Below are 18348 nucleotides of genomic sequence, written 5' to 3'. Positions count from 1 at the left end.
GACAAAGCGCATGAGGGCAAGGGAAGGATGACGGAAGCAGGGGAGACATAGGATGGGCAGCGGGGCGTTCACCTTTCCACAGGCGCCGGACCGGGCGCGGGCTCTGGGCGAGATTCACGCCCGGCCTTATGTTCTCGTGCCATCGCCGCGCGTCATCGTGCAACTGGCCTTCATGCTGGATGGCGGCTCGGGCGTCGATCATGCGGTGATGGCGGATCTTTCCCGCCAACGGGGACTGACGCCTCCCGGTCGCGATGCGCGCCACCACGCCATGCCATGGGGGCCGGGCACGCTGCGTTGGGAGCAGCACACCGAATTCTCGACTTGGTTCTGGGATGGGCCGCTGCCGGACAGGTTCGGCGGCGACATTATCGGCCATCCCTTCGGGGACGGCTTTCGCCCGCCCGGCTCGCTGATCTCCGGCATCCGGCTTGAGATCCGCCCGGAGGGACCCGAGACCGATGCGGCCATCGCCAGTTTCGATCCCGCGAGCCTCTGTCATAGCGAGGTCAAGACCGGGCAGGCGGCGATCTACACCGATTTCCGCCAGAACGGCGATGGGCTCACCATGATCCTGCTGGTCGACCGCGGCTTGACACGCGCCGGCGTTGGCGCGCTCGCCCAGCGTCTTCTCGATATCGAGACCTACCGGACGCTCGCCATGCTCGGCCTGCCGCTCGCCCAGACGCTGTCGCCGGAGATCCGCCGCATCGAGGACGGACTGACCGCCGTTACGCAGACCATGAAATCGGGCGCAGACGCAGGCTCAGACGCTGCACTCGGCGAAATCACCAAGCTGGCCGCCGATCTGGAAGCGAATGCGGCGCTGTCGCTCTATCGCTTCGGCGCGTCGCGCGCCTATTACGGCATCGTGCAGGAACGCATCCGCATGCTGGCGGAAACGGCGACCCCGGGCTCGGAAACACTTGGCTTCTTTCTCGAACGACGCCTGGCGCCTGCCATGCGCACCTGCCAGTCTGTGGAGGAGCGGCAGGCCAACCTGTCGCGCAAACTCTCCCGCGCCACCGGCCTTGTCCGCTCCTGGATCGATGTCGAGCTTGAACGGCAGAACGCCGATCTCCTGTCAGCGATGAACCGCCGCGCCGAATTGCAGCTGCGTCTGCAACAGACGGTCGAAGGGCTTTCGGTTGCTGCCATCTCCTATTATATCGTCGGTCTCTTCGGTTACGTCGCCAAGGCGCTGGGGCATGATCTCCTGCCCATCGATGCGAGCGTGCTGACGGGATTGTTCGTCCCGTTCGCCATCGTCTCGGTCTGGCTCGTGGTGCGGCGGATCCGATCGAAACACGGGGATGGATAGGCGAGACGCATGGCGCGACAGGCGAAGGCGAAGCTGGACAAGAAGGGCCTTTCGTCCCTTGGCCTCGACAAGCTCGTCGATATTCTTCTTGAGGAAGCAGGCTCCAACAAGGCGCTGAAGGCGCGGCTGCAGGCCGCGCTTGCCGGCACGTCAGGGCCAGAGGAAATCGCTGCGCTGATCGATAAGCGCCTGACCGCGCTGGAAACGGCCAAGACCTCGATCAACAGCGCCCGCGCCAAGGATCTCGGCGTCGAAATCGCCGGCCTTATCCGGAATGTCCAGTCCGAACTCGCCGCGCTCGATCCCCGGGCCGCGACAGAGCGCATGTTCCGCATCATGGGACTGAGGACAAGCATCGAGCGCCGCCTGCGGTCCGACAGCGTTCGGCTCATGAAGATCATTGCGGAAGCGGAAGCGGCCGCCCGCGATCTCGTCCTTAACCTGCCAGAGAAGGACCAGATCGCTCTGGTCCCGTTGATCGAGCGAGAGCGCAAGCGGGATCGGTATCATGAGCGCGCAGGCCTGTTCGAATCCATTCTGGTCGGACTTTCGCGACCGGCGTCCGATGCCTGGGAGCAAGTGTTGCTCAAGGAGATTTCCGGCAAAGAGCCCGGCCTCATGTTGCCGCGGCTGTTGCAGCAGCTGTATCGCGCTCGCGGCGACGCCGACAATTACATCCGGCTGGAGGCGATAAAGCCCGATCGCTATCAGGACCCCTACAGCACCGCGCTGATGCTGCATGAGGCCAAGCGCCATGAGGAGGCGCTCACCTGGGCCCGCAAGATCATCAAGGGTCCCAGGCTGATCTATGCTGAGGGCGAATTCCATCAGGTGGCCGGCAATCATCAATTGCGGGAGCTTCGCCTGCTGGAGGCCGATATTCTCGATGGCCTGAAGCGCAAGGACGAAGCGCGCGAGGCGCGATGGAAATTCTTCCTCGAAAGCTTCGACGCCGACATGCTGCGCCGGCACATCGCCAAGCTCGACGATTTCGATGAATTCGACGAAATGGACAGGGCGTTGAAGCTGGTGGCGTCCAGCGACCGCATCTATGACGCGCTCCGCTTCTATCTCGATTGGCCGCGCATGGATCTCGCCGAACAACATGTGCTGCGGCATAGGAGCGCCTGGGACGGGCGACGCGAGCGCGCCCTCGAGCCTGCCGCCGAACAGCTGGGCGAAAGCTCTCCTCTGGCCGCGACCATACTCTACCGAGCGCTCATCACCAGCGTGCTCGATCGTTCTCTGATGGATTCCTATGCGGACGCCGCGATGTGGACGCTTAGCCTCGATATATTTGACGAGAAACTTCCAGCGAATGCGCCTGTTGTCAGCCATGACGACTTCATGGACGCGTTGGAGACCAAGCACGCCCGCAAATACGGCTATTGGCGCCTGTTGAGCGATGCGCGACTCTATAGCGAGGATTTGTCCCAATAGGGCTGCGGGCCATAGAGATCCGCGAGGAAATCGATGAAAGCGCGCACCTTGGCTGGCAGATGCTGGCGTGATGGATAGACCGCATAGAGGCCGACATCCGACGACCCCTCCCAATCCGGCAACACCTGAACAAGTCTGCCGGCGCGCAGATCGGGACCGACATCCCAGGTGGACCGAAAAGCGATGCCCAAACCCGACAGCACCGCCTCGCGCACCACTTCGCTGGAATTGGTGGACAGAGGCCCGACGGGCCTGAGCGCGACCGGACCATTCGGCCCGCTCAGATGCCAATAGGCGTTGTTGTGGGCGGAAATACAGACATGCTGTTCCAGATCCTCGATCGCCGCCGGCGTCCCATGGCGCTCAACGTAGTCTGGCGTGGCGCAGAGGATGCGCCTGACAGCCGCGAGCTTTCGGGCCACCAGGCTCGAACTCGGCAATTCGCCGATGCGGATGGCGAGATCGAAGCCTTCAGCGACGAGATCCTGAAAGGCGTCGGTCAGCGTCAGTTGAAGTTCGACATCGGGATAGAGCGAGAAGAAGCGGGTGAGATAAGGCGCAATATGCATGCGGCCGAAGGATGTCGGCGCGGAAACGCGCAGGCGTCCGGTCACGGCGCTCGATCGGCCGGCGAGAAAGGCTTCGGCCTCCTCCAGCCCGGCCAGCGCCGCAAGCACGCGCTCATGAAATCCCTCGCCCGCCTCGGTCAGCGAAATCTGACGCGTGGTGCGGTGAAACAGCCGCGACCCCAGCCGTTCTTCCAGCCGCTTGATGCGCTTGGAAATGATCGGCGTCTGCAATCCGAGCTCGCGGGCGGCCTCCGACATCGAACCGGAGGCGACGACGCGCGTGAAGATTTCGAGATCGCCGAGATTGGTCATCATTCTCTCCCCAAGTCGGCCATAGTTTAAGCCGATTGTTTCCCATTGAGGCAAGAGAGCATTGTCGTGGATTGGACCAAGGTCTGGTCGAATGCGACGATGAAGCAGTTGACGCGCAAAGCCGGATCGGGACACTGGCGAAACAAGGGGAGGTCCGACCATGACATCGCTCGCATTCCTGCCGCCGGATCCGGCGGTGCTGTCCAAACGCGACATGATCGTCGCCGATCTCAAGGATCTCATCGGCAAGGATTGCATCCTCTCCGATCCGCGCGAGCTGACTCCCTTCGAAACCGACGGCTTCATCGCCTGCCGCAATCTGCCGCTCGCCGTGGCCTTGCCGCGGACGACGGAGGATGTCGCGGCGCTGATGAAATATTGCGCGCGGTATTCCGTGCCGGTGGTGCCGCGCGGGGCGGGAACATCGTTGTCCGGGGGCGCGATCCCGCAGCAGGATGCGGTGGTCGTCGCGCTCACCCGCATGAACCGCATTCTGGAGGTGGATCTGCCCAATCGCTGCGCCCGCGTTCAGGCCGGCGTCACCAATCTGTCGATCTCCGATGCGGTCGGCGGCGATGGCTTCTTCTATGCGCCCGATCCGAGTTCGCAGCTTGCCTGCACCATCGGCGGCAATATCGGCATGAATTCGGGCGGCGCCCATTGCCTGAAATATGGCGTCACCACCAACAATCTCCTCGGCGTGAAGATCGTGCTGTTCGATGGAACCGTGATCGAGCTCGGCGGCAAGGCGCTGGATGCGGGCGGTCTCGATCTCATCGGCCTGGTCTGCGGCTCCGAGGGCCAGTTGGGCATCGTCACCGAAGCCACCGTGCGGCTGCTCGCCAAGCCCGAAGGGGCGCGCCCGGTGCTGTTCGGCTTTCCGAGCGCGGAGGAGGCGACGGCCTGCGTGTCTGACATCATCGGCGCGGGCGTGATCCCCGTCGCGATCGAATTCATGGACAAGCCGGCGATCGAGATCTGCGAAGCTTTCGCCAAGGCCGGCTATCCCATGGATGTCGAGGCGCTGTTGATCGTCGAGGTCGAGGGCTCCGAGACCGAGATGGATGCGATGCTGAAAAGCATCATCGACATCGCTCGCCGCCACGGCGTCAAGACCGTCAAGGAGAGCCAATCTGCGATGGAGGCCGCCGCGATCTGGAAAGGCCGCAAATCCGCTTTTGGGGCGACCGGCCGCATTGCCGATTACATCTGCATGGACGGCACAGTGCCGCTGTCGGAACTCACCAATGTGCTCAAGGGCACCTATGACATCTGCGCCCGCTATGGCCTGCGCGTCGCCAATGTCTTCCATGCCGGCGACGGCAACATGCATCCGCTGATCCTCTACAACATCAACGACCCCGAAGAGGCGGCCAAAGCCGAAGCCGCCGGCAACGACATTCTCCGCCTCTGCGTCGATCACGGCGGCTGCCTGACCGGCGAGCACGGCGTCGGCGTCGAGAAGCGCGATCTGATGCGGCATCAATATGCAGAGGCCGATCTCGCCCAGCAGATGCGGACCCGTGACGCCTTCGATCCGCAATGGCTGATGAACCCCTCGAAAGTGTTTCCCCTCGAAGGACGGCAGCGATGACGCGCCTTGAACCTCGCCACGAAATCGAATGCGTCGAGACTGTTCGCTCCTGTCTCGCCGGCAAGACGACAGTGGAGATCACCGGCGGCGGAACCAAGCGCGGCATCGGCCATCGCATTCAAGCCGACGCCACGCTCTCCATGCGCGGCATGACCGGCATCGTCTCCTACAATCCCGCCGAGATGGTGATGACCGCCAAGGCGGGAACGCCGCTTGCGGAGATCGAAGCCGCGCTTGAGGAGAAAGGCCAGATGCTGGCCTTCGAGCCGCCGGATTACCGGCCGCTCTTGGGATCGACCGGCGAGCCCACCGTCGGAGGTCTGTTCGCCTGCAATCTCTCGGGACCTCGCCGCTTCCAGTCGGGCGCGGCGCGTGACCATCTCTTGGGGCTGCGCGTCGTCAATGGGCGCGGCGAGATCGTCCAGGCGGGCGGCCGGGTGATGAAGAATGTCACCGGGCTCGATCTCGTCAAGCTGATGGCTGGCTCTTTCGGCACGCTGGGGCTGATGACCGAGCTGACCTTCAAGGTGCTGCCGCGCCCCGAGACGAGCGCCAGCCTGATCCTGTCGGGTCTCGATGATGAAGCTGCTTCCGTGGCGATGGCAAAGGCCATGGCCCTGCCGCTCGAAATTTCAGGCGCGGCTTACCTTCCCGAGAGCTGCAAGGGCAAATTTCTGGCTGGCGAATTGCCAGAAGGCGCGGCGGTGGCGCTGCGGGTGGAGGGGCTGGCTTTGTCGGTTTCCGAGCGAATGGCGAAACTCAAGGCGGTTTTCGAACGTCTCTGTCCTCTTTCCGAACTAGGTCGTGAGGAAAGCCAAGCCCTCTGGCGAGAAATCCGTGACATCAAGCCCTTTCATGCCGATGGCCTGGAGCGCCCGGTTTGGAAAGTGTCGGTTGCGCCCATGGCCGGCGAGAAGCTTTTGTCGATGCTGCGCATGCAGACGGGAGTCGACGGCTATTACGATTGGCAGGGCGGTCTCGTCTGGTTGAGAATGGAGGCCGAGCCCGAAGCGGATTTGCTGCGCGCCGGCATTAGCCATTTCGGCGGCGGGCATGCGACTTTGATCCGGGCGACAGACGCTCAACGTGACGCAATCCCGGTCTTCGAACAGCAGACTCCGGCTCTCGCCGCTCTCACCGAGCGCGTGCGGACAAGCTTCGATCCCATGGGCCTGTTCAATCCCGGCCGCATGACCGGCCCAGCCGCCAGCGCGAGGGCCGCCTGATGCAAACCAATTTCTCTCTCGCCCAACTCGCCGATCCCAAGACGGCGGAGGCAGAGGCGATCCTGCGCAAATGCGTGCATTGCGGCTTCTGCACCGCCACCTGTCCGACCTATGTGACGCTCGGCAACGAGCTCGACAGTCCGCGCGGGCGCATCTATCTGATCAAGGACATGCTGGAGAATGACCGTCCGGCCGACGGGACGGTTGCGACCCATGTCGATCGCTGCCTCTCCTGCCTCGCCTGCACCACCACCTGTCCGTCAGGCGTGGATTACATGCATCTGATCGATCATGCCCGCGTGCATGTCGAGAAAACCTATAAGCGCCCGCTGATGACGCGCCTGCAACGCGCGCTTCTCGCTTGGCTGATGCCGTCGCCGCGGCTGTTCCGCAGCGCCATGACGGCGGCGAAACTCGCAAAACCCTTCGCAGGTGTGATGAAGCGCGTTCCGGCCCTGCGCTCCTTCGCCGCCATGCTCGATCTCGCGCCCGCAAGCCTTCCTTCGCCATCACCTTATGCTGTGCCTGGACGATTTGCAGCTGAAGGCGAGAAGCGGAAGCGGGTCGCGCTTTTGACCGGCTGCGTCCAATCCGTGATGGATCCCGGGATCAACAAGGCGGCGGTCGAACTGATGACCCGTTTCGGCGTCGAGGTCGTGCTGCCGAAAGGCGAGGGTTGCTGCGGCTCGCTTCGCCACCATATGGGCCATGAAGAGCCGGCGTTGGCCTCGGCCCGCCGCAACATTGACGCCTGGATCGCCGAGATGGACGACGAAGGACTGGACGCGATCGTGATCACCGGCTCCGGCTGCGGCACGACCATCAAGGATTACGGCCATATGCTGAAGTCCGATCCCGCCTATGCCGCCAAGGCGCGCCGAGTCGCCTCGATCGCGCGCGACGTGACCGAGATGCTCGATCTTCTCGATCTGCCGGACCTCGAAAAGCGGGGTACCCGCGTCGCCTATCACGCTGCCTGTTCGTTGCAGCACGGCCAGAAGATCACGCTGCAGCCCAAGGCGCTATTGCGTAAAGCAGGTTTTACCGTTGTCGATCCCGCGGAAGGACACCTCTGCTGCGGCTCCGCCGGAACCTACAACATGCTGCAGCCCGACATTTCGGCGGCGCTCAAGGACCGTAAGGTTCGCAATCTCAAGGCCGTGAAGCCCGATGTGATCGCCGCCGGCAATCTCGGCTGCATCACCCAGATCGCCGACGCCGCCGGCGCGCCGATTCTACACACGGTCGAACTGTTGAACTGGGCCTATGGCGGAGAAAAACCCGTCGCGCTCGGCTGAGCGCGACGGGTTCAATTGTCTCTCAAATAAACTCAGCCGCCGAAAGCGGCGAAGAGCTGGCGGAAATGATCGACGCCCTTGTCGGCGAACTGCACCTTGCCCTGACGGTTGCCCGGTCCAACGACGATCACTTTGGTGCCGACGGGCGTGCGTGAATAGAGATGTTCGACATCCTTGTTCATCATGCGGATGCAGCCCGAGGACATATTCAGCCCGATCGTCCAGGGCTGGTTGGTGCCGTGGATTCGGAAGCCGGTGTCGGACTTGCCCTTGTAAAGATAAAGGGCGCGGGCGCCGAGCGGATTGTCGATGCCGCCTTCCTGATATTCGGGGAGGATATGGCCCTTCTTGCGTTCGCGGGCGATCATTTCCTTCGGCGGCACCCAGCGCGGCCATTCCGCCTTGCGCTGCACCTTCACCACACCCGACCAACCGAAACCTTCGCGGCCGACGCCGATGCCGTAGCGCGTCGCCTTGCCTTTGCCTTCGACGAGGTAGAGGAACTTGTTGTTGGTGTCGATGATGATGGTGCCCGGCTTCTCAGTGGTGTCGAGCTTGACGACGCGGCGCTGGAATTTCTGCGCCGGCTGCTTCTGCACGGCGACAAGCTGCACATCGCCTGTAGTCCGCGAGGGCGTCGAACTCTGCGACAGTGTGAAGGCCTGCGCTGCGCCGGCGGCCAGCAATACGGACATTGCAACGCCCATGGCGGCGGCGGTAAAGGTTCGGACGTTCATGAAAACTCCCCCGAAGTTTAGGATTTGTTAAGAAACTACCTGTTGTCGCGGCAAATTCAAGCGCTTCAGCCGCCATCGTCGATCGACAGCGGCTTCACGATGCCGTGAGAGGCGTTGGCTCACAGGACGATGACGCGGGTTCCGACCTTCACCCGTTCATAGAGATCGACCACATCCTCATTGCGCATGCGGATGCAGCCGGAGGACACGGCATAGCCGATCGTCCAAGGCGCATTGGTGCCGTGGATGCGATAAAGGGTCGAGCCCAGATACATGGCGCGGGCGCCGAGCGGATTGGCCTCGCCGCCATCCATGCGCGCCGGCAGGTAATGGCCCTTCGCCGCTTCGCGTTGGATCATTTCCTTCGGCGGATGCCATTCCGGCCATTCCGCCTTGCGGGTGATCTTGTGCTCGCCCGCCCATTCGAAGCCGGGCTTGCCGACGCCGACGCCATAGCGACGCGCCTGGCCATCGCCCATGACGAGGTAGAGAAAGCGGTTGTTGGTGTCGATAATGATCGTGCCCGGCTTGTGCTCGGTCTCGTAAGCGACTGTCTGCGGCAGGAATTGCGGCTCGATCGCGTTGAGCGCCGGACGCTCCGGACGATAGGCCGCCTGCTGAACCTGCGCCTGCGGCTCTACGGCGATCTGGCGCTGGAGCCGGCGCGGCTGGACCATCCGTAGCGGCTGGCCTTGCTCGACGCGCCGCACCACCTGTCCGCGCACCGGGCCGCCGAGCTGCATCATCCATTGCCCGGCGATGCCGGATTCGATGATGACGGGGCGCACCACCTTGTAGCGCTCATCGGCGATCACCGTGGAGGACGCCAGGGAAAGCAGGAATGTCAGAAGCAATCTCGATCTGGTCATGAACGCGACTCGCGGAAAGGTTTGACTTATGGAAATTCACCATCCGCGCGGCGGGCAAGCGAATGGTTAATGTCCATTCATTCCAATTCGAACGAGGCTGGAAAGTTTTTGTCAGGGTTAGCGCCGGGTTTTGAAACATGGTTAGGCAATGCTAAACAGGCGGAAAAAGCGGATTCGGAGGCGAAAATGGCGGGCGCGGGCCTGATCGAAGGCGAAGATGGCAGGCATCGCTGCAGCTGGTGCGGCGGCCTTGACGACTATATGCGCTACCATGACGAGGAATGGGGTTATCCTGTGCGCGATGACCGGCGGCTGTTCGAGAAAATCTGTCTGGAAGGCTTTCAATCGGGCTTGTCCTGGCTAACGATCCTGCGCAAGCGCGACAATTTCCGCGCCGCTTTCGCCAATTTTGAGCCCGAGATCGTGGCCGCTTTCGGCGAGACCGATATCGAACGGCTGCTGGCGGACGCCGGCATCGTGCGTCATCGCGGCAAGATCGTCTCCGCCATCAACAACGCCCGCCGCGCATTGGATCTCAAGGCCGAATTCGGCTCGTTGTCCGCCTATTTCTGGAGCTTCGTTCCGCCCGACAGCGAGCGCCCGTCGACGATGACCCTGGAATGGGCCCGCGCCAATCCGACGTCGCCGACCTCGGTCCGCCTGTCCAAGGATTTGAAGAAGCGCGGCTGGAGTTTCGTCGGCCCCACCACCATCTACGCCTTCATGCAGGCCATGGGCCTGGTCAATGATCACATGGACGGATGCTGGCGCCGCGCCGCCGCGGAAGAGAAACGGTCGCTTCATGCAATGGACGGATGAAGCCGTCATCCTCGGCGTCAAGCGTCACGGCGAAGGCTCCGTCATTGCCGAGGTGATGACGAAGACGCGCGGCCGCCATCTCGGCGTCTTGCGCAATGGCCGCTCGCGCAGCATGCAGCCGCTGCTGCAGCCCGGCAATCTCGTGGAAGCCACCTGGCGGGCGCGGCTCGAAGAGCATCTCGGCCATTTCTCGATGGAGCCGATGAACTTCCGCGCCGCGCAGCTGATGGAGGACGCGATCAGCCTCAATGGCGTACAGGCGATCGGAGCGCTGTTGCGGCTTCTGCCGGAGCGCGATCCTCATCCACATCTCTATGACATGCTCAACATCACGCTCGATCATCTCGGCGCGGCGGCTGAAGCCGGCGAACTCTATGTCCGCTTCGAACTCGCGGTGCTCGAGGATCTTGGTTTCGGTCTGGATCTGGCTCAATGCGCCGCCACCGGCTCGCGCGACGAACTCGATTATGTCTCCCCGAAATCGGGACGCGCCGTCTGCCGCGACGCTGGCCTGCCTTATGCCGACCGGCTGTTTCGCCTGCCGGAATTTCTCAAGGCGCAGTCGAAGCGTGCGGCGGATCAAGATGGGCTGATAGAAGCCTTCCGCATGACGCAGTTTTTCCTGCATCGCCATGTCTACGAGCCGCGTGGATTGGAGCCGGTTTCGGCGCGTGACGGTTTCGTGCAGTCGGTGCTCGCCAAGCTGCCGCGGGTTCTTCAGGAGCAATGACGCCGCCCCGGAAGGCGGCGCCCCATGTGTCAGAGGTCAGGCGATCTTGCCGCCGCCCTGCTTGGTGATGGCCACCACCGACGGACGCGGGGGTATGCCGTCCTTGAAGTCAGGCCAGCGCGTCGCGGGCGTCTCAAAAGTCGGAAGGCCGGCGTCGCCGGGATGCTGGACGGCGACGAAGAACGTGTCCGACGTCGGGTTGAAGCAGGGGCCGCACATTTCCGCGCCCACCGGCACGCGGAAGAACAGTTTTGACGTGCCGCGCATCGCGCCTTCGGTCTCCACCGCCCAGACGCCGTCGGTGCGGCCGGTGTCTTTCTTGTTGTTGCCGTCGGTCGCGACCCAGAGACGGCCGTCGACGTCGATGGCGCAATTGTCGGGCATGCCGAACCAGCCATTCGCCGTCGTGGCGGTGGAGAAGGAAGCGCCGACATCCGCCACCGAGGGATCGCCGCATTTCAGCAGCACTTCCCAGGTCGACTTGGTCGAGGCGAAATCGCCATCGGTCTCGGTGATCTCGATGATATGGCCGAACTTGTTCTTGCCGCGGGGATTGGCGGCGTCGACCTGCTCGTCCTTGCGCTTGGAATTGTTGGTCAGCATGCAATAGACCTTGCCGGTCTTCGGATTGGGCTGCACGTCTTCAGGGCGATCCATCTTGGTCGCGCCGAGCGCATCGCCGGCGAGGCGGGCATTGATGACGACGTCGGCCTGCGAGCGAAAGCCGTTCGCCTCGGTGAGAGGGCCCTGGCCGTGAATCAGCGGCAGCCATTCCACCACGCCGTCTTCATGGAACTTGGCGACATGGAGCGTGCCCTCGTCGAGCAGCTTCATGTTGGCGGCGCGGTCGTCCGGGTTGAACTTCCCGGCGGTCACGAATTTGTAGACATAGTCGAAGCGCTCGTCGTCGCCGCAATAGACCACGACGCGGCCATCCTTGTTCACCACGGATTCGCAGCCTTCATGCTTGAAGCGGCCGAGCGCGGTGTGCTTGACCGGCGTCGAGGTCGGATCCATCGGATCGACTTCCACCACCCAGCCGAAGCGGTTGGCTTCGTTCGGCTCCTTGGAGACGTCGAAACGGTCGTAGAAAGCATGCCATTTGTAATTGTCGCCCGGAATGCCGTAGCGCTTGAAGGCGGCGTGCTCCGGATGGCTTTCCGGCATCTCGCCGCCGAAATAGCCGTTGATGTTCTCCTCGGCCATCAGCCAGGTGCCCCAGGGGGTGACGCCGCCGGCGCAGTTATTGATCGTGCCGAACACGCGGGTTCCGGTCGGGTCTGCCTTGGTCTTGAGGCGATCATGGCCGGCGGCCGGACCGGAGATCGACATTTCAGTCATGGCGGTGATGCGACGGTTGAACTTTCCGTCAAGCACCGGCCGCCATTTGCCGGCGACCTTCTGGATTTCGATCACCGTTCCGCCATGGGCGGCCATTTCGATGTCCACCAGCTCCTTGGTGAAGTCGCCCATGATCACGGCGTCTTCTTCCTTGCCGTCGACCATCTCTTTGCCGATCTTGGCGAAGTTCGGGAACATCAGTTCGGCGTTGGTGTATTCGTGGTTGACCACGAGTAGACCGTGATCGGCGGAGCCGTCGAGCGATACGAAGCCGACATAGTCGTTGTTGTAGCCGAACTGGCGAAGCTGGGCGGCTGCGGTCTGCGCCATCGGGTCAAAGTCGGGGCTGTCGGCGAACAGCTTGTCGCCCCAGCGCAGCAGGACATCGGCGTCATAACCGCGAGCGACATGATGCGTCTCGTCGACGCCGGCCTCGACTTCGTCGAAATCGAAGCTCGGGGAAGCAGCCTGCGCCTCCGACGCCGCGCCGAGCGCCAGCGGGCTCACGGTCGTCGCGATAGCCGCTACAGCCAGCGAGCCGCCGAGAAAGCCGCGGCGGGAGAAGCGACGATGAATGATGTCGCCCATCGTCGGATTGGCGGAACAGTTGCTGCCGTAGTCTTCCTGGGCTTCCCGGATGTCCTGGGGCGTTTGCGACGGGGGGATGTTGTCCTGACCGATGATCTCGTTCATTGTCTCTCTCCGGTTGAATTCCGCGCCAGCATTATCCTCGGATCGATGACGGCGCTGTGACATCGGAACGCATAAAGCGGCGTCTTCAACCGTTAGAACAGGCATGGACGCTTTGCCAGCTTCGGGGTGGAACAGGCATGTTGGAATTGATGGCTCTGGCCGCTTTGCTCATCGCAGTTCTTGCGATGTTCAGGATCAAGGATCTCAACCGCAGATTCGAACGGGAAATCGCAGCGTTGCGGGACGATATCGGGCGGCTTCAGCAGGCGACGCCTTCAGCCGCGCAGGATGCAGCCGATGCTCCTGAAATGACGACGGCGTCTGATCCACCTTCCATAGCGGTCGACGACGTTGCAGAAGCCGATCCTCTAGATGCAGCGTCTGCGCAGGCGCAGCCATCCGAAAGCCTCGAGTCTCGGGAAGACGCGCCTGAGCCGATCGAGCCCGCTCTTCCCGCCGCCGCCCGCGAGAGCCTGGAAAGCCGACTGGCCGGCCGCTGGTCGGTTTGGGTCGGCGGCATCGCTTTGGCCTTCGCTGGCGTCTTCGCCGTCAAATATTCGATCGAGCAGGGGCTCTTGAGCCCCGCCGTGCGGCTGACGCTCGCGGCGCTGTTTGGTCTGGCATTGGTCGCGGCCGGCGAATGGGTGCGGCGCAGAACGACGCCGCTCGTCCAAAGCGCCTTCCAGAACGCTCTCATCCCCGGCGTGCTGACGGCGGCGGGATCGCTGACCCTGCTTGGCGCCGTCTTCGTCGCCCATGCCGTTTACGGTTATGTTGGACCCGGCTTCGCCTTCTTCCTGCTGGCTCTGGTGTCGCTCGCCACGCTCGCGCTTGCGCTCATTCACGGACAAGGCCTTGCGGGGCTTGGTCTTCTGGCCTCCTTTGCGACGCCGCTCATGGTCGACAGCGACGCGCCGAGCCCAGGGTTTCTGTTCGGCTTCCTGTCGATCGTCTGGCTCGCCAGCGCTCTCGCCTCGCGCATGCGGAACTGGCGGGTTTCGCCGGCGCTCGCCAATGCCGGCCTGTCTCTCTGGTCCCTGGGGCATGCGGCGTTCTTCCCGGCTGAAACGGTCTTTGCGTCGGCTTTCGCCATGCTGGTGATGATCGCCGGCATGGCCTTCGTCTGGCCCGGACCGAAGGCGCCTCCGTCCCCTGCCGTCAAGTCGGCGCGCTCTCCGTGGGAGCTTTATCTGTTCCCCAGCCATGGTGCGGCCGTGCTGATCGCCTCTCTCGGCGTCCTCGCCAATGTCATGGCGGTTTTGTCAGCTGGCATCAGGATCGCCGGAGCCGAATGGGTCTTCGCAGCCCTGGTGATCGCCCTTGCACTGTTGGGCGCCGGGCGGCGATACGGCGCCTATGCCGCCATTCTCGCCGCGCTTTCGGCCTTCGGCGGCATTCGCGCGATGGCGGAGAATGCCGTCTCCACGACCATCGACGCGGCGGGAGAAAGCTATTACGCGCCCTTCGAGCCCAATCTCGTGATTGGCCTCGCCTTTGGCCTCGGGCTGGTCTTCGTCCTGCTCGGCGGCGCGGTAAACTGGCGGCTGGGCGAGCGCCTCCTGCCGAGATCGGTGGTGTGGAGCGGGCTTTCAGCAGTCACGCCGCTGGCGCTCGCGGGTTTGAGTTTCTTCTTCCTGGGCAACTACGCCTTTGACCCGTCGCATGGCGCTTATGGGCTTTTCCTGGCCATTCTCTATTTCGCGGTCGCCTGGCGTCTTTCGGGATCGATCGGAGCCGGCCGCTATCATATCAATCGCGATATCTGGGCGGCGGCGTCCTGGGCGTCCCTGCTCTTCGCTTTGGTGATGTTGACCGAGGGCGCGGCGACGACGCTGGGCGCGGCCATCATCGGCTTTGCCTATTTGCTGGGTTATCGCCTCAAGCCCTGGCCGATCCTGCCCTGGGCCATGGCGGCCTCGGCTATCTTCGTCGCCAGCCGCATCGCCTGGCAGCCGACCATCGTCGGGGCGAGCCTGCTCGGCAAGACGCCGGTGTTCAACGCGCTGCTGATCGGTTACGGCGGCCCGGCGCTGCTGCTCATTCTCTCGGCCTGGATGATGCGCAGGAGCGAGGACATTCGCCTGCGCAGCGTGCTCGAAGCGCTGGCGAGCCTGTTCACGCTGCTGACGCTCGGCGTTCTCGTGCGTCACGCCATGAATGGCGGCGTGCTCGACAGCGGTGTGCCCACGCTATCGGAGCAGGCGATCTACACGCTCCTGACCATCGGCGCGTCTGCAACCTTGATGGCGCTCGATCTGCGCCAGCCTAGCATCGTCTTCCGCACGGGCTCCATGGCCGTAGGCTATGTGTCGATGCTCTCGGTTCTCTCGGCGCATTTCATCGGGCTCAACCCCTATTTCACCGGCGAGCCCACCGGCACTATCCCGTTCTTCAACCTGCTCTTTCTCGCCTATCTCCTGCCGGGGCTCGCTTATGGCGCGGCGGCGCATTACGCCCGGGCGCGGCGGCCCCTGCATTATGTCATGGCGCTTGCGTTGACCGGGTCCGCGCTTTTGTTCGGCTATGTGACGCTGTCGGTGCGGCGGCTCTATCACGGCGCCGATATCTCCGACTGGAAAGGCTTCCTGCAACCCGAGCTTTACACCTATTCCGCCGTCTGGCTGGCGCTCGCCGCCGCGCTTCTGGCGATCGGTTATCGTTTCAGGGCGAAAAGCATACGGCTCGCTTCGGCAGGCCTGATGCTGGTGGTGGTGCTGAAAGTCTTTCTGATCGACATGGCCAATCTCGAAGGTCTTTTCCGCGTCCTGTCCTTCGTCGGCCTCGGCGTGGTGCTGATCGGCATTGGCCGCTTCTATCAGACCATTCTCGGCGGACCGCAAACTCCGGGAGAGCCTGCGGGCGGTGTTTCTCCTACCGCAACAGAAACGGTTGCAGATCGAGGCGAAACGGATAGAACCGCCTGATGACAGACACCGCATCCCGCTTCGCGCCTCACGAGGCGCTCGCCGTCACGCTTCTGCCGCATGCGGTGGCGAGCGACGACGGCGCCCATGACATCGCCCATATCGGCCGCGTCTTCGCCAACGCCATGCGCATTCATGCGGAGGAGGGCGGCGATGGCGAACTGCTTGCGGCCGCCGTGCTCCTGCATGACTGCGTGTCCGTCGAGAAGAACTCTCCGCTCCGGTCGCAGGCCTCTCGGCTCGCGGCGGAGAAGGCGAGCGGCATTCTCGCTGAACTCGGCTGGGACAAGGCGCGGATCGCCGCTTGCGCCCATGCCATCGCCGCGCACAGTTTTTCTGCGGCGATTGAGCCGGAGACGCTTGAGGCGAAAATATTGCAGGATGCAGACCGGCTCGACGCCATCGGCATGGTGGGCGTCGCCAGACTTTTCTACATCGGCGGTCGCATGGGTTCGCAATTGTACGAGTCCGCTGATCCCCGCGCCGAGCATCGGGCGCTGGATGACAAGACTTTCGCGCTCGATCATTTCCCCGCCAAGCTTTTCACCCTTGCGGATGGTTTCAAGACCGAGACGGGTCGACGGATGGCGGCCGAACGCCATCGCCGACTGCATCTGTTCCGCGATCTGTTTTTAGAGGAGATCAACGCATGAAGGTCGTGTCCCTGCATGTTTATCCGCTGAAAAGCGCTCGTGCGATCGATCTCGGCGTGGCCGAAGTGACCGGTTGGGGCCTCGCCGGCGATCGGCGCTACATGGTGTGCGATCCCGAAGGCGCGCTTGTGACGCAACGCGAGGTGCAGGCGCTGGCGCAGGTGACTGCGCGCGTGGAGAACGGTGTTCTGACCCTGACGAAACAAGGGGAAGCCACTCCGATTCATGCGACCTTCGATCCCGAGCGGCGTCTCGACGTGCGAGTCTGGGATGATCCGCTCAGCGCCAGTCTCTCCTCGCCTGAGGTTGACGCTGAACTCAGCCGCTGGCTGGGTCGCGACGTCAGGCTGGTGCATGCCGATGCGCTTAGCCACCGCGCCTGCAATCCCGCCTGGGCGGGCGAGGGCGTCGAGACGGGGTTTGCGGATGGCTATCCCATTCTCGTCGCCACGACTGGCTCGCTGAAGGCGCTGGCCGAAGAGGCGGAACGTCTGGGCGGCGGCGCCTTCGGCATGGATCGCTTCCGTCCCAATATTGTCATCGAGGACGACAGGCCCTTCGCCGATGATTATTGGCAGGCGATCGAGATCTCCGGCATCCGCTACGATCTCGTCAAACCCTGCACCCGCTGCATCATGACCACCCAGGACCAGATGACCGGCGAACGTGGCGGCCCGGATCCGATGCCGGCCATGCGCCGCATTCGCATGTCGGGCGATCGCCGTGTGGCGGGCGTTCTGTTCGGCTGGAACGCCGTGCCACGCGCCGAGGGCCGCGTATCCGTGGGCGATACGGTGACGGTGGTCGCGGAGCCTCCCGACGGCTGGCCGCTCAGGACGCGTTGATCGGGATCGAGACGACCTGGTGCACTGCCTGGTAATCCGGCGACAATTCGCCATAGGGCGCAACTGTCCAGGACCATTCAGCGCGCGCCGGCGGAAGCTCTACGCCTTTCATGAGATCATCGCGTTCGAGCACATTCCCCGCCTTGTCGATCACCTCATAGGATCGGTCGGTGAGCAATAGGCTGGACGTTTTCAAGCTCTGCAGCCCCTCCACATGCGCTGCGATCAGGCGCTCGGCTGCTTGGCGCGGAAGCGTCGGATCCGCTGCGACCATCCGGCCGATGCCAACCCCTATCTGGCTCAGCAGATTTGCGGAGACTGCCAGATCGAGATCGGGGATCTCTTTGAGAAAGGCGAGGGGGCGAGGCTGAGCCCCCGGCTTCTCTGCCAGTTGTTCCATGCCCGAAAGATCTCGGGTTTGGAATTCGAGATTGGCGAGACCTGACAGCCGCGCCCAGATCCGCACGCTCGCCAGATGCTGCAGATCGTAGAGATAGACCCGGTCGAACTGTTCCGACAAAAGCTGGATCGGCACATCGCGCAAAAGCCCAGAGCCAAGCACCGCGACCGCGCGGCGGGTATTGGGCAGCGTCGCAACGATTGCTGAGACCTCCTGGTGGCAGGCCTCCTCATGCGTCCGCCAATGCCGCGCCGCCCGTCGCGACCGTGCCCAGAGGCTGACGGAGGAGGATATTTCGTGTCTCCGCCGCCTCGGCGTCAGCGGATAGGTCGCAGCAAAATTCAGCGCTTCCAGAATCATGGTCCACGGTCACCCCTTGCCCCGACACGGGCTGGCCGTTGATAGCCGCAATTTTGCCGCCGACGCAATCCGGGACAATCACTCCCTTATAACGGGAAATATATTGAGGCTCGCCTATAGACATGAAATGATGTCTCGTTCATGGCGGAAGCAGCAGCGCCGAGCCAGCCGGCGCAACCGTGGGAGATGGGCTCCCCGGCTGTGGCGAGAGCCTCGC

15 protein-coding genes are annotated in these 18348 nt (G+C 63.2%); 10 read left to right on the top strand and 5 right to left on the bottom strand.

The window, feature by feature from the left end; all coding sequences use genetic code 11:
- Positions 1–52 precede the first annotated feature (52 nt).
- Together E8Q41_RS17565 and E8Q41_RS17560 are read left to right on the top strand one after the other, a co-directional pair.
- Positions 53–1321 (top strand): DUF3422 family protein, encoded by a 1269-nt coding sequence (locus tag E8Q41_RS17565; RefSeq protein WP_137156856.1) that lies wholly within the window; start codon positions 53–55, stop codon positions 1319–1321.
- A 9-nt stretch (positions 1322–1330) separates the two neighbouring features.
- Complete coding sequence (locus tag E8Q41_RS17560; protein WP_137156855.1) at positions 1331–2761, top strand: DUF6880 family protein; 1431 nt, start codon at positions 1331–1333, stop codon at positions 2759–2761.
- Here the strand turns inward: E8Q41_RS17560 and E8Q41_RS17555 are convergent.
- Positions 2737–3645, bottom strand: coding sequence for a LysR family transcriptional regulator (locus E8Q41_RS17555; RefSeq protein WP_246660234.1), 909 nt, complete (start codon positions 3643–3645; stop codon positions 2737–2739). The two genes, E8Q41_RS17560 and E8Q41_RS17555, sit on opposite strands and share 25 nt — an antisense overlap.
- 157 nt (positions 3646–3802) lie before the next feature.
- Here E8Q41_RS17555 and E8Q41_RS17550 point away from each other — a divergent pair, with 157 nt between their 5' ends.
- Genes E8Q41_RS17550 through glcF form a run of 3 tightly spaced genes read left to right on the top strand, consistent with a single transcriptional unit; the run spans position 3803 to position 7760 of the window.
- Positions 3803–5236 carry an FAD-linked oxidase C-terminal domain-containing protein gene (locus tag E8Q41_RS17550; RefSeq protein ID WP_137156853.1) on the top strand — a complete coding sequence of 478 codons (1434 nt, stop codon included), beginning with the start codon at positions 3803–3805 and terminating at the stop codon, positions 5234–5236.
- Complete coding sequence (gene glcE / locus E8Q41_RS17545; RefSeq protein ID WP_137156852.1) at positions 5233–6462, top strand: glycolate oxidase subunit GlcE; 1230 nt, start codon at positions 5233–5235, stop codon at positions 6460–6462. Before E8Q41_RS17550 ends, glcE begins: the two co-directional genes overlap by 4 nt.
- A complete protein-coding gene (gene glcF, locus E8Q41_RS17540; protein WP_137156851.1) occupies positions 6462–7760 on the top strand; it encodes a glycolate oxidase subunit GlcF in 1299 nt (432 codons plus the stop codon). The genes glcE and glcF overlap by 1 nt, the downstream gene beginning before the upstream one ends.
- Positions 7761–7792: 32 nt before the next feature.
- Here glcF and E8Q41_RS17535 read toward each other — a convergent pair whose 3' ends face one another.
- Positions 7793–8497 (bottom strand): L,D-transpeptidase, encoded by a 705-nt coding sequence (locus E8Q41_RS17535; protein ID WP_137156850.1) that lies wholly within the window; start codon positions 8495–8497, stop codon positions 7793–7795.
- A gap of 119 nt (positions 8498–8616) precedes the next feature.
- A complete protein-coding gene (locus tag E8Q41_RS17530) occupies positions 8617–9366 on the bottom strand; it encodes a L,D-transpeptidase (protein WP_137156849.1) in 750 nt (249 codons plus the stop codon).
- 186 nt (positions 9367–9552) lie between these two features.
- Here E8Q41_RS17530 and E8Q41_RS17525 point away from each other — a divergent pair, with 186 nt between their 5' ends.
- Together E8Q41_RS17525 and recO are read left to right on the top strand one after the other, a co-directional pair.
- Entirely contained in the window at positions 9553–10185 is a 633-nt protein-coding gene (locus tag E8Q41_RS17525) for a DNA-3-methyladenine glycosylase I (RefSeq protein WP_137156848.1), read from the top strand.
- A complete protein-coding gene (gene recO, locus E8Q41_RS17520; protein ID WP_137156847.1) occupies positions 10169–10915 on the top strand; it encodes a DNA repair protein RecO in 747 nt (248 codons plus the stop codon). Before E8Q41_RS17525 ends, recO begins: the two co-directional genes overlap by 17 nt.
- Before the next feature lie 36 nt (positions 10916–10951).
- Here recO and E8Q41_RS17515 read toward each other — a convergent pair whose 3' ends face one another.
- The gene (locus tag E8Q41_RS17515; RefSeq protein WP_137156846.1) at positions 10952–12949 is read right to left on the bottom strand and encodes a PhoX family phosphatase; all 1998 of its coding nucleotides are present in this window, start codon (positions 12947–12949) and stop codon (positions 10952–10954) included.
- 137 nt (positions 12950–13086) lie between these two features.
- Here E8Q41_RS17515 and E8Q41_RS17510 point away from each other — a divergent pair, with 137 nt between their 5' ends.
- The 3 genes from E8Q41_RS17510 to E8Q41_RS17500 are packed head-to-tail and all read left to right on the top strand — an operon-like array spanning position 13087 to position 17371.
- On the top strand, positions 13087–15873 hold the full coding sequence (locus E8Q41_RS17510) for a DUF2339 domain-containing protein (protein ID WP_137156845.1): 2787 nt from the start codon (positions 13087–13089) through the stop codon (positions 15871–15873).
- Entirely contained in the window at positions 15873–16526 is a 654-nt protein-coding gene (locus E8Q41_RS17505) for an HD domain-containing protein (RefSeq protein WP_137156844.1), read from the top strand. The genes E8Q41_RS17510 and E8Q41_RS17505 overlap by 1 nt, the downstream gene beginning before the upstream one ends.
- Complete coding sequence (locus tag E8Q41_RS17500; RefSeq protein ID WP_137156843.1) at positions 16523–17371, top strand: MOSC N-terminal beta barrel domain-containing protein; 849 nt, start codon at positions 16523–16525, stop codon at positions 17369–17371. The genes E8Q41_RS17505 and E8Q41_RS17500 overlap by 4 nt, the downstream gene beginning before the upstream one ends.
- On the opposite strand, the gene E8Q41_RS17495 is transcribed toward E8Q41_RS17500, so the two are convergent.
- Positions 17358–18131: a hypothetical protein gene (locus E8Q41_RS17495; protein ID WP_137156842.1), complete on the bottom strand. Its 774-nt coding sequence runs from the start codon at positions 18129–18131 to the stop codon at positions 17358–17360. The genes E8Q41_RS17500 and E8Q41_RS17495 overlap by 14 nt on opposite strands.
- Positions 18132–18348: the final 217 nt, after the last annotated feature.

Source organism: Rhizobium sp. FKL33, assembly GCF_005222915.1.
Taxonomy (GTDB): Bacteria; Pseudomonadota; Alphaproteobacteria; order Rhizobiales; family Rhizobiaceae; genus Rhizobium_E.
This window is presented reverse-complemented; position numbering and strand designations above follow the sequence as displayed.

What these genes read in the sequence shown, in the direction of transcription:
- E8Q41_RS17550 (WP_137156853.1), top strand. Translation starts at nt 3,803, where the DNA reads ATGACATCGCTCGCATTCCTGCCGCCGGATCCGGCGGTGCTGTCCAAA.
- E8Q41_RS17495 (WP_137156842.1), bottom strand. Translation starts at nt 18,131, where the DNA reads ATGATTCTGGAAGCGCTGAATTTTGCTGCGACCTATCCGCTGACGCCG.
- E8Q41_RS17500 (WP_137156843.1), top strand. Translation starts at nt 16,523, where the DNA reads ATGAAGGTCGTGTCCCTGCATGTTTATCCGCTGAAAAGCGCTCGTGCG.
- E8Q41_RS17510 (WP_137156845.1), top strand. Translation starts at nt 13,087, where the DNA reads ATGTTGGAATTGATGGCTCTGGCCGCTTTGCTCATCGCAGTTCTTGCG.
- glcE (WP_137156852.1), top strand. Translation starts at nt 5,233, where the DNA reads ATGACGCGCCTTGAACCTCGCCACGAAATCGAATGCGTCGAGACTGTT.
- E8Q41_RS17515 (WP_137156846.1), bottom strand. Translation starts at nt 12,949, where the DNA reads ATGAACGAGATCATCGGTCAGGACAACATCCCCCCGTCGCAAACGCCC.
- E8Q41_RS17565 (WP_137156856.1), top strand. Translation starts at nt 53, where the DNA reads ATGGGCAGCGGGGCGTTCACCTTTCCACAGGCGCCGGACCGGGCGCGG.
- E8Q41_RS17555 (WP_246660234.1), bottom strand. Translation starts at nt 3,645, where the DNA reads ATGATGACCAATCTCGGCGATCTCGAAATCTTCACGCGCGTCGTCGCC.
- E8Q41_RS17530 (WP_137156849.1), bottom strand. Translation starts at nt 9,366, where the DNA reads ATGACCAGATCGAGATTGCTTCTGACATTCCTGCTTTCCCTGGCGTCC.
- recO (WP_137156847.1), top strand. Translation starts at nt 10,169, where the DNA reads ATGCAATGGACGGATGAAGCCGTCATCCTCGGCGTCAAGCGTCACGGC.
- glcF (WP_137156851.1), top strand. Translation starts at nt 6,462, where the DNA reads ATGCAAACCAATTTCTCTCTCGCCCAACTCGCCGATCCCAAGACGGCG.
- E8Q41_RS17525 (WP_137156848.1), top strand. Translation starts at nt 9,553, where the DNA reads ATGGCGGGCGCGGGCCTGATCGAAGGCGAAGATGGCAGGCATCGCTGC.
- E8Q41_RS17505 (WP_137156844.1), top strand. Translation starts at nt 15,873, where the DNA reads ATGACAGACACCGCATCCCGCTTCGCGCCTCACGAGGCGCTCGCCGTC.
- E8Q41_RS17560 (WP_137156855.1), top strand. Translation starts at nt 1,331, where the DNA reads ATGGCGCGACAGGCGAAGGCGAAGCTGGACAAGAAGGGCCTTTCGTCC.
- E8Q41_RS17535 (WP_137156850.1), bottom strand. Translation starts at nt 8,497, where the DNA reads ATGAACGTCCGAACCTTTACCGCCGCCGCCATGGGCGTTGCAATGTCC.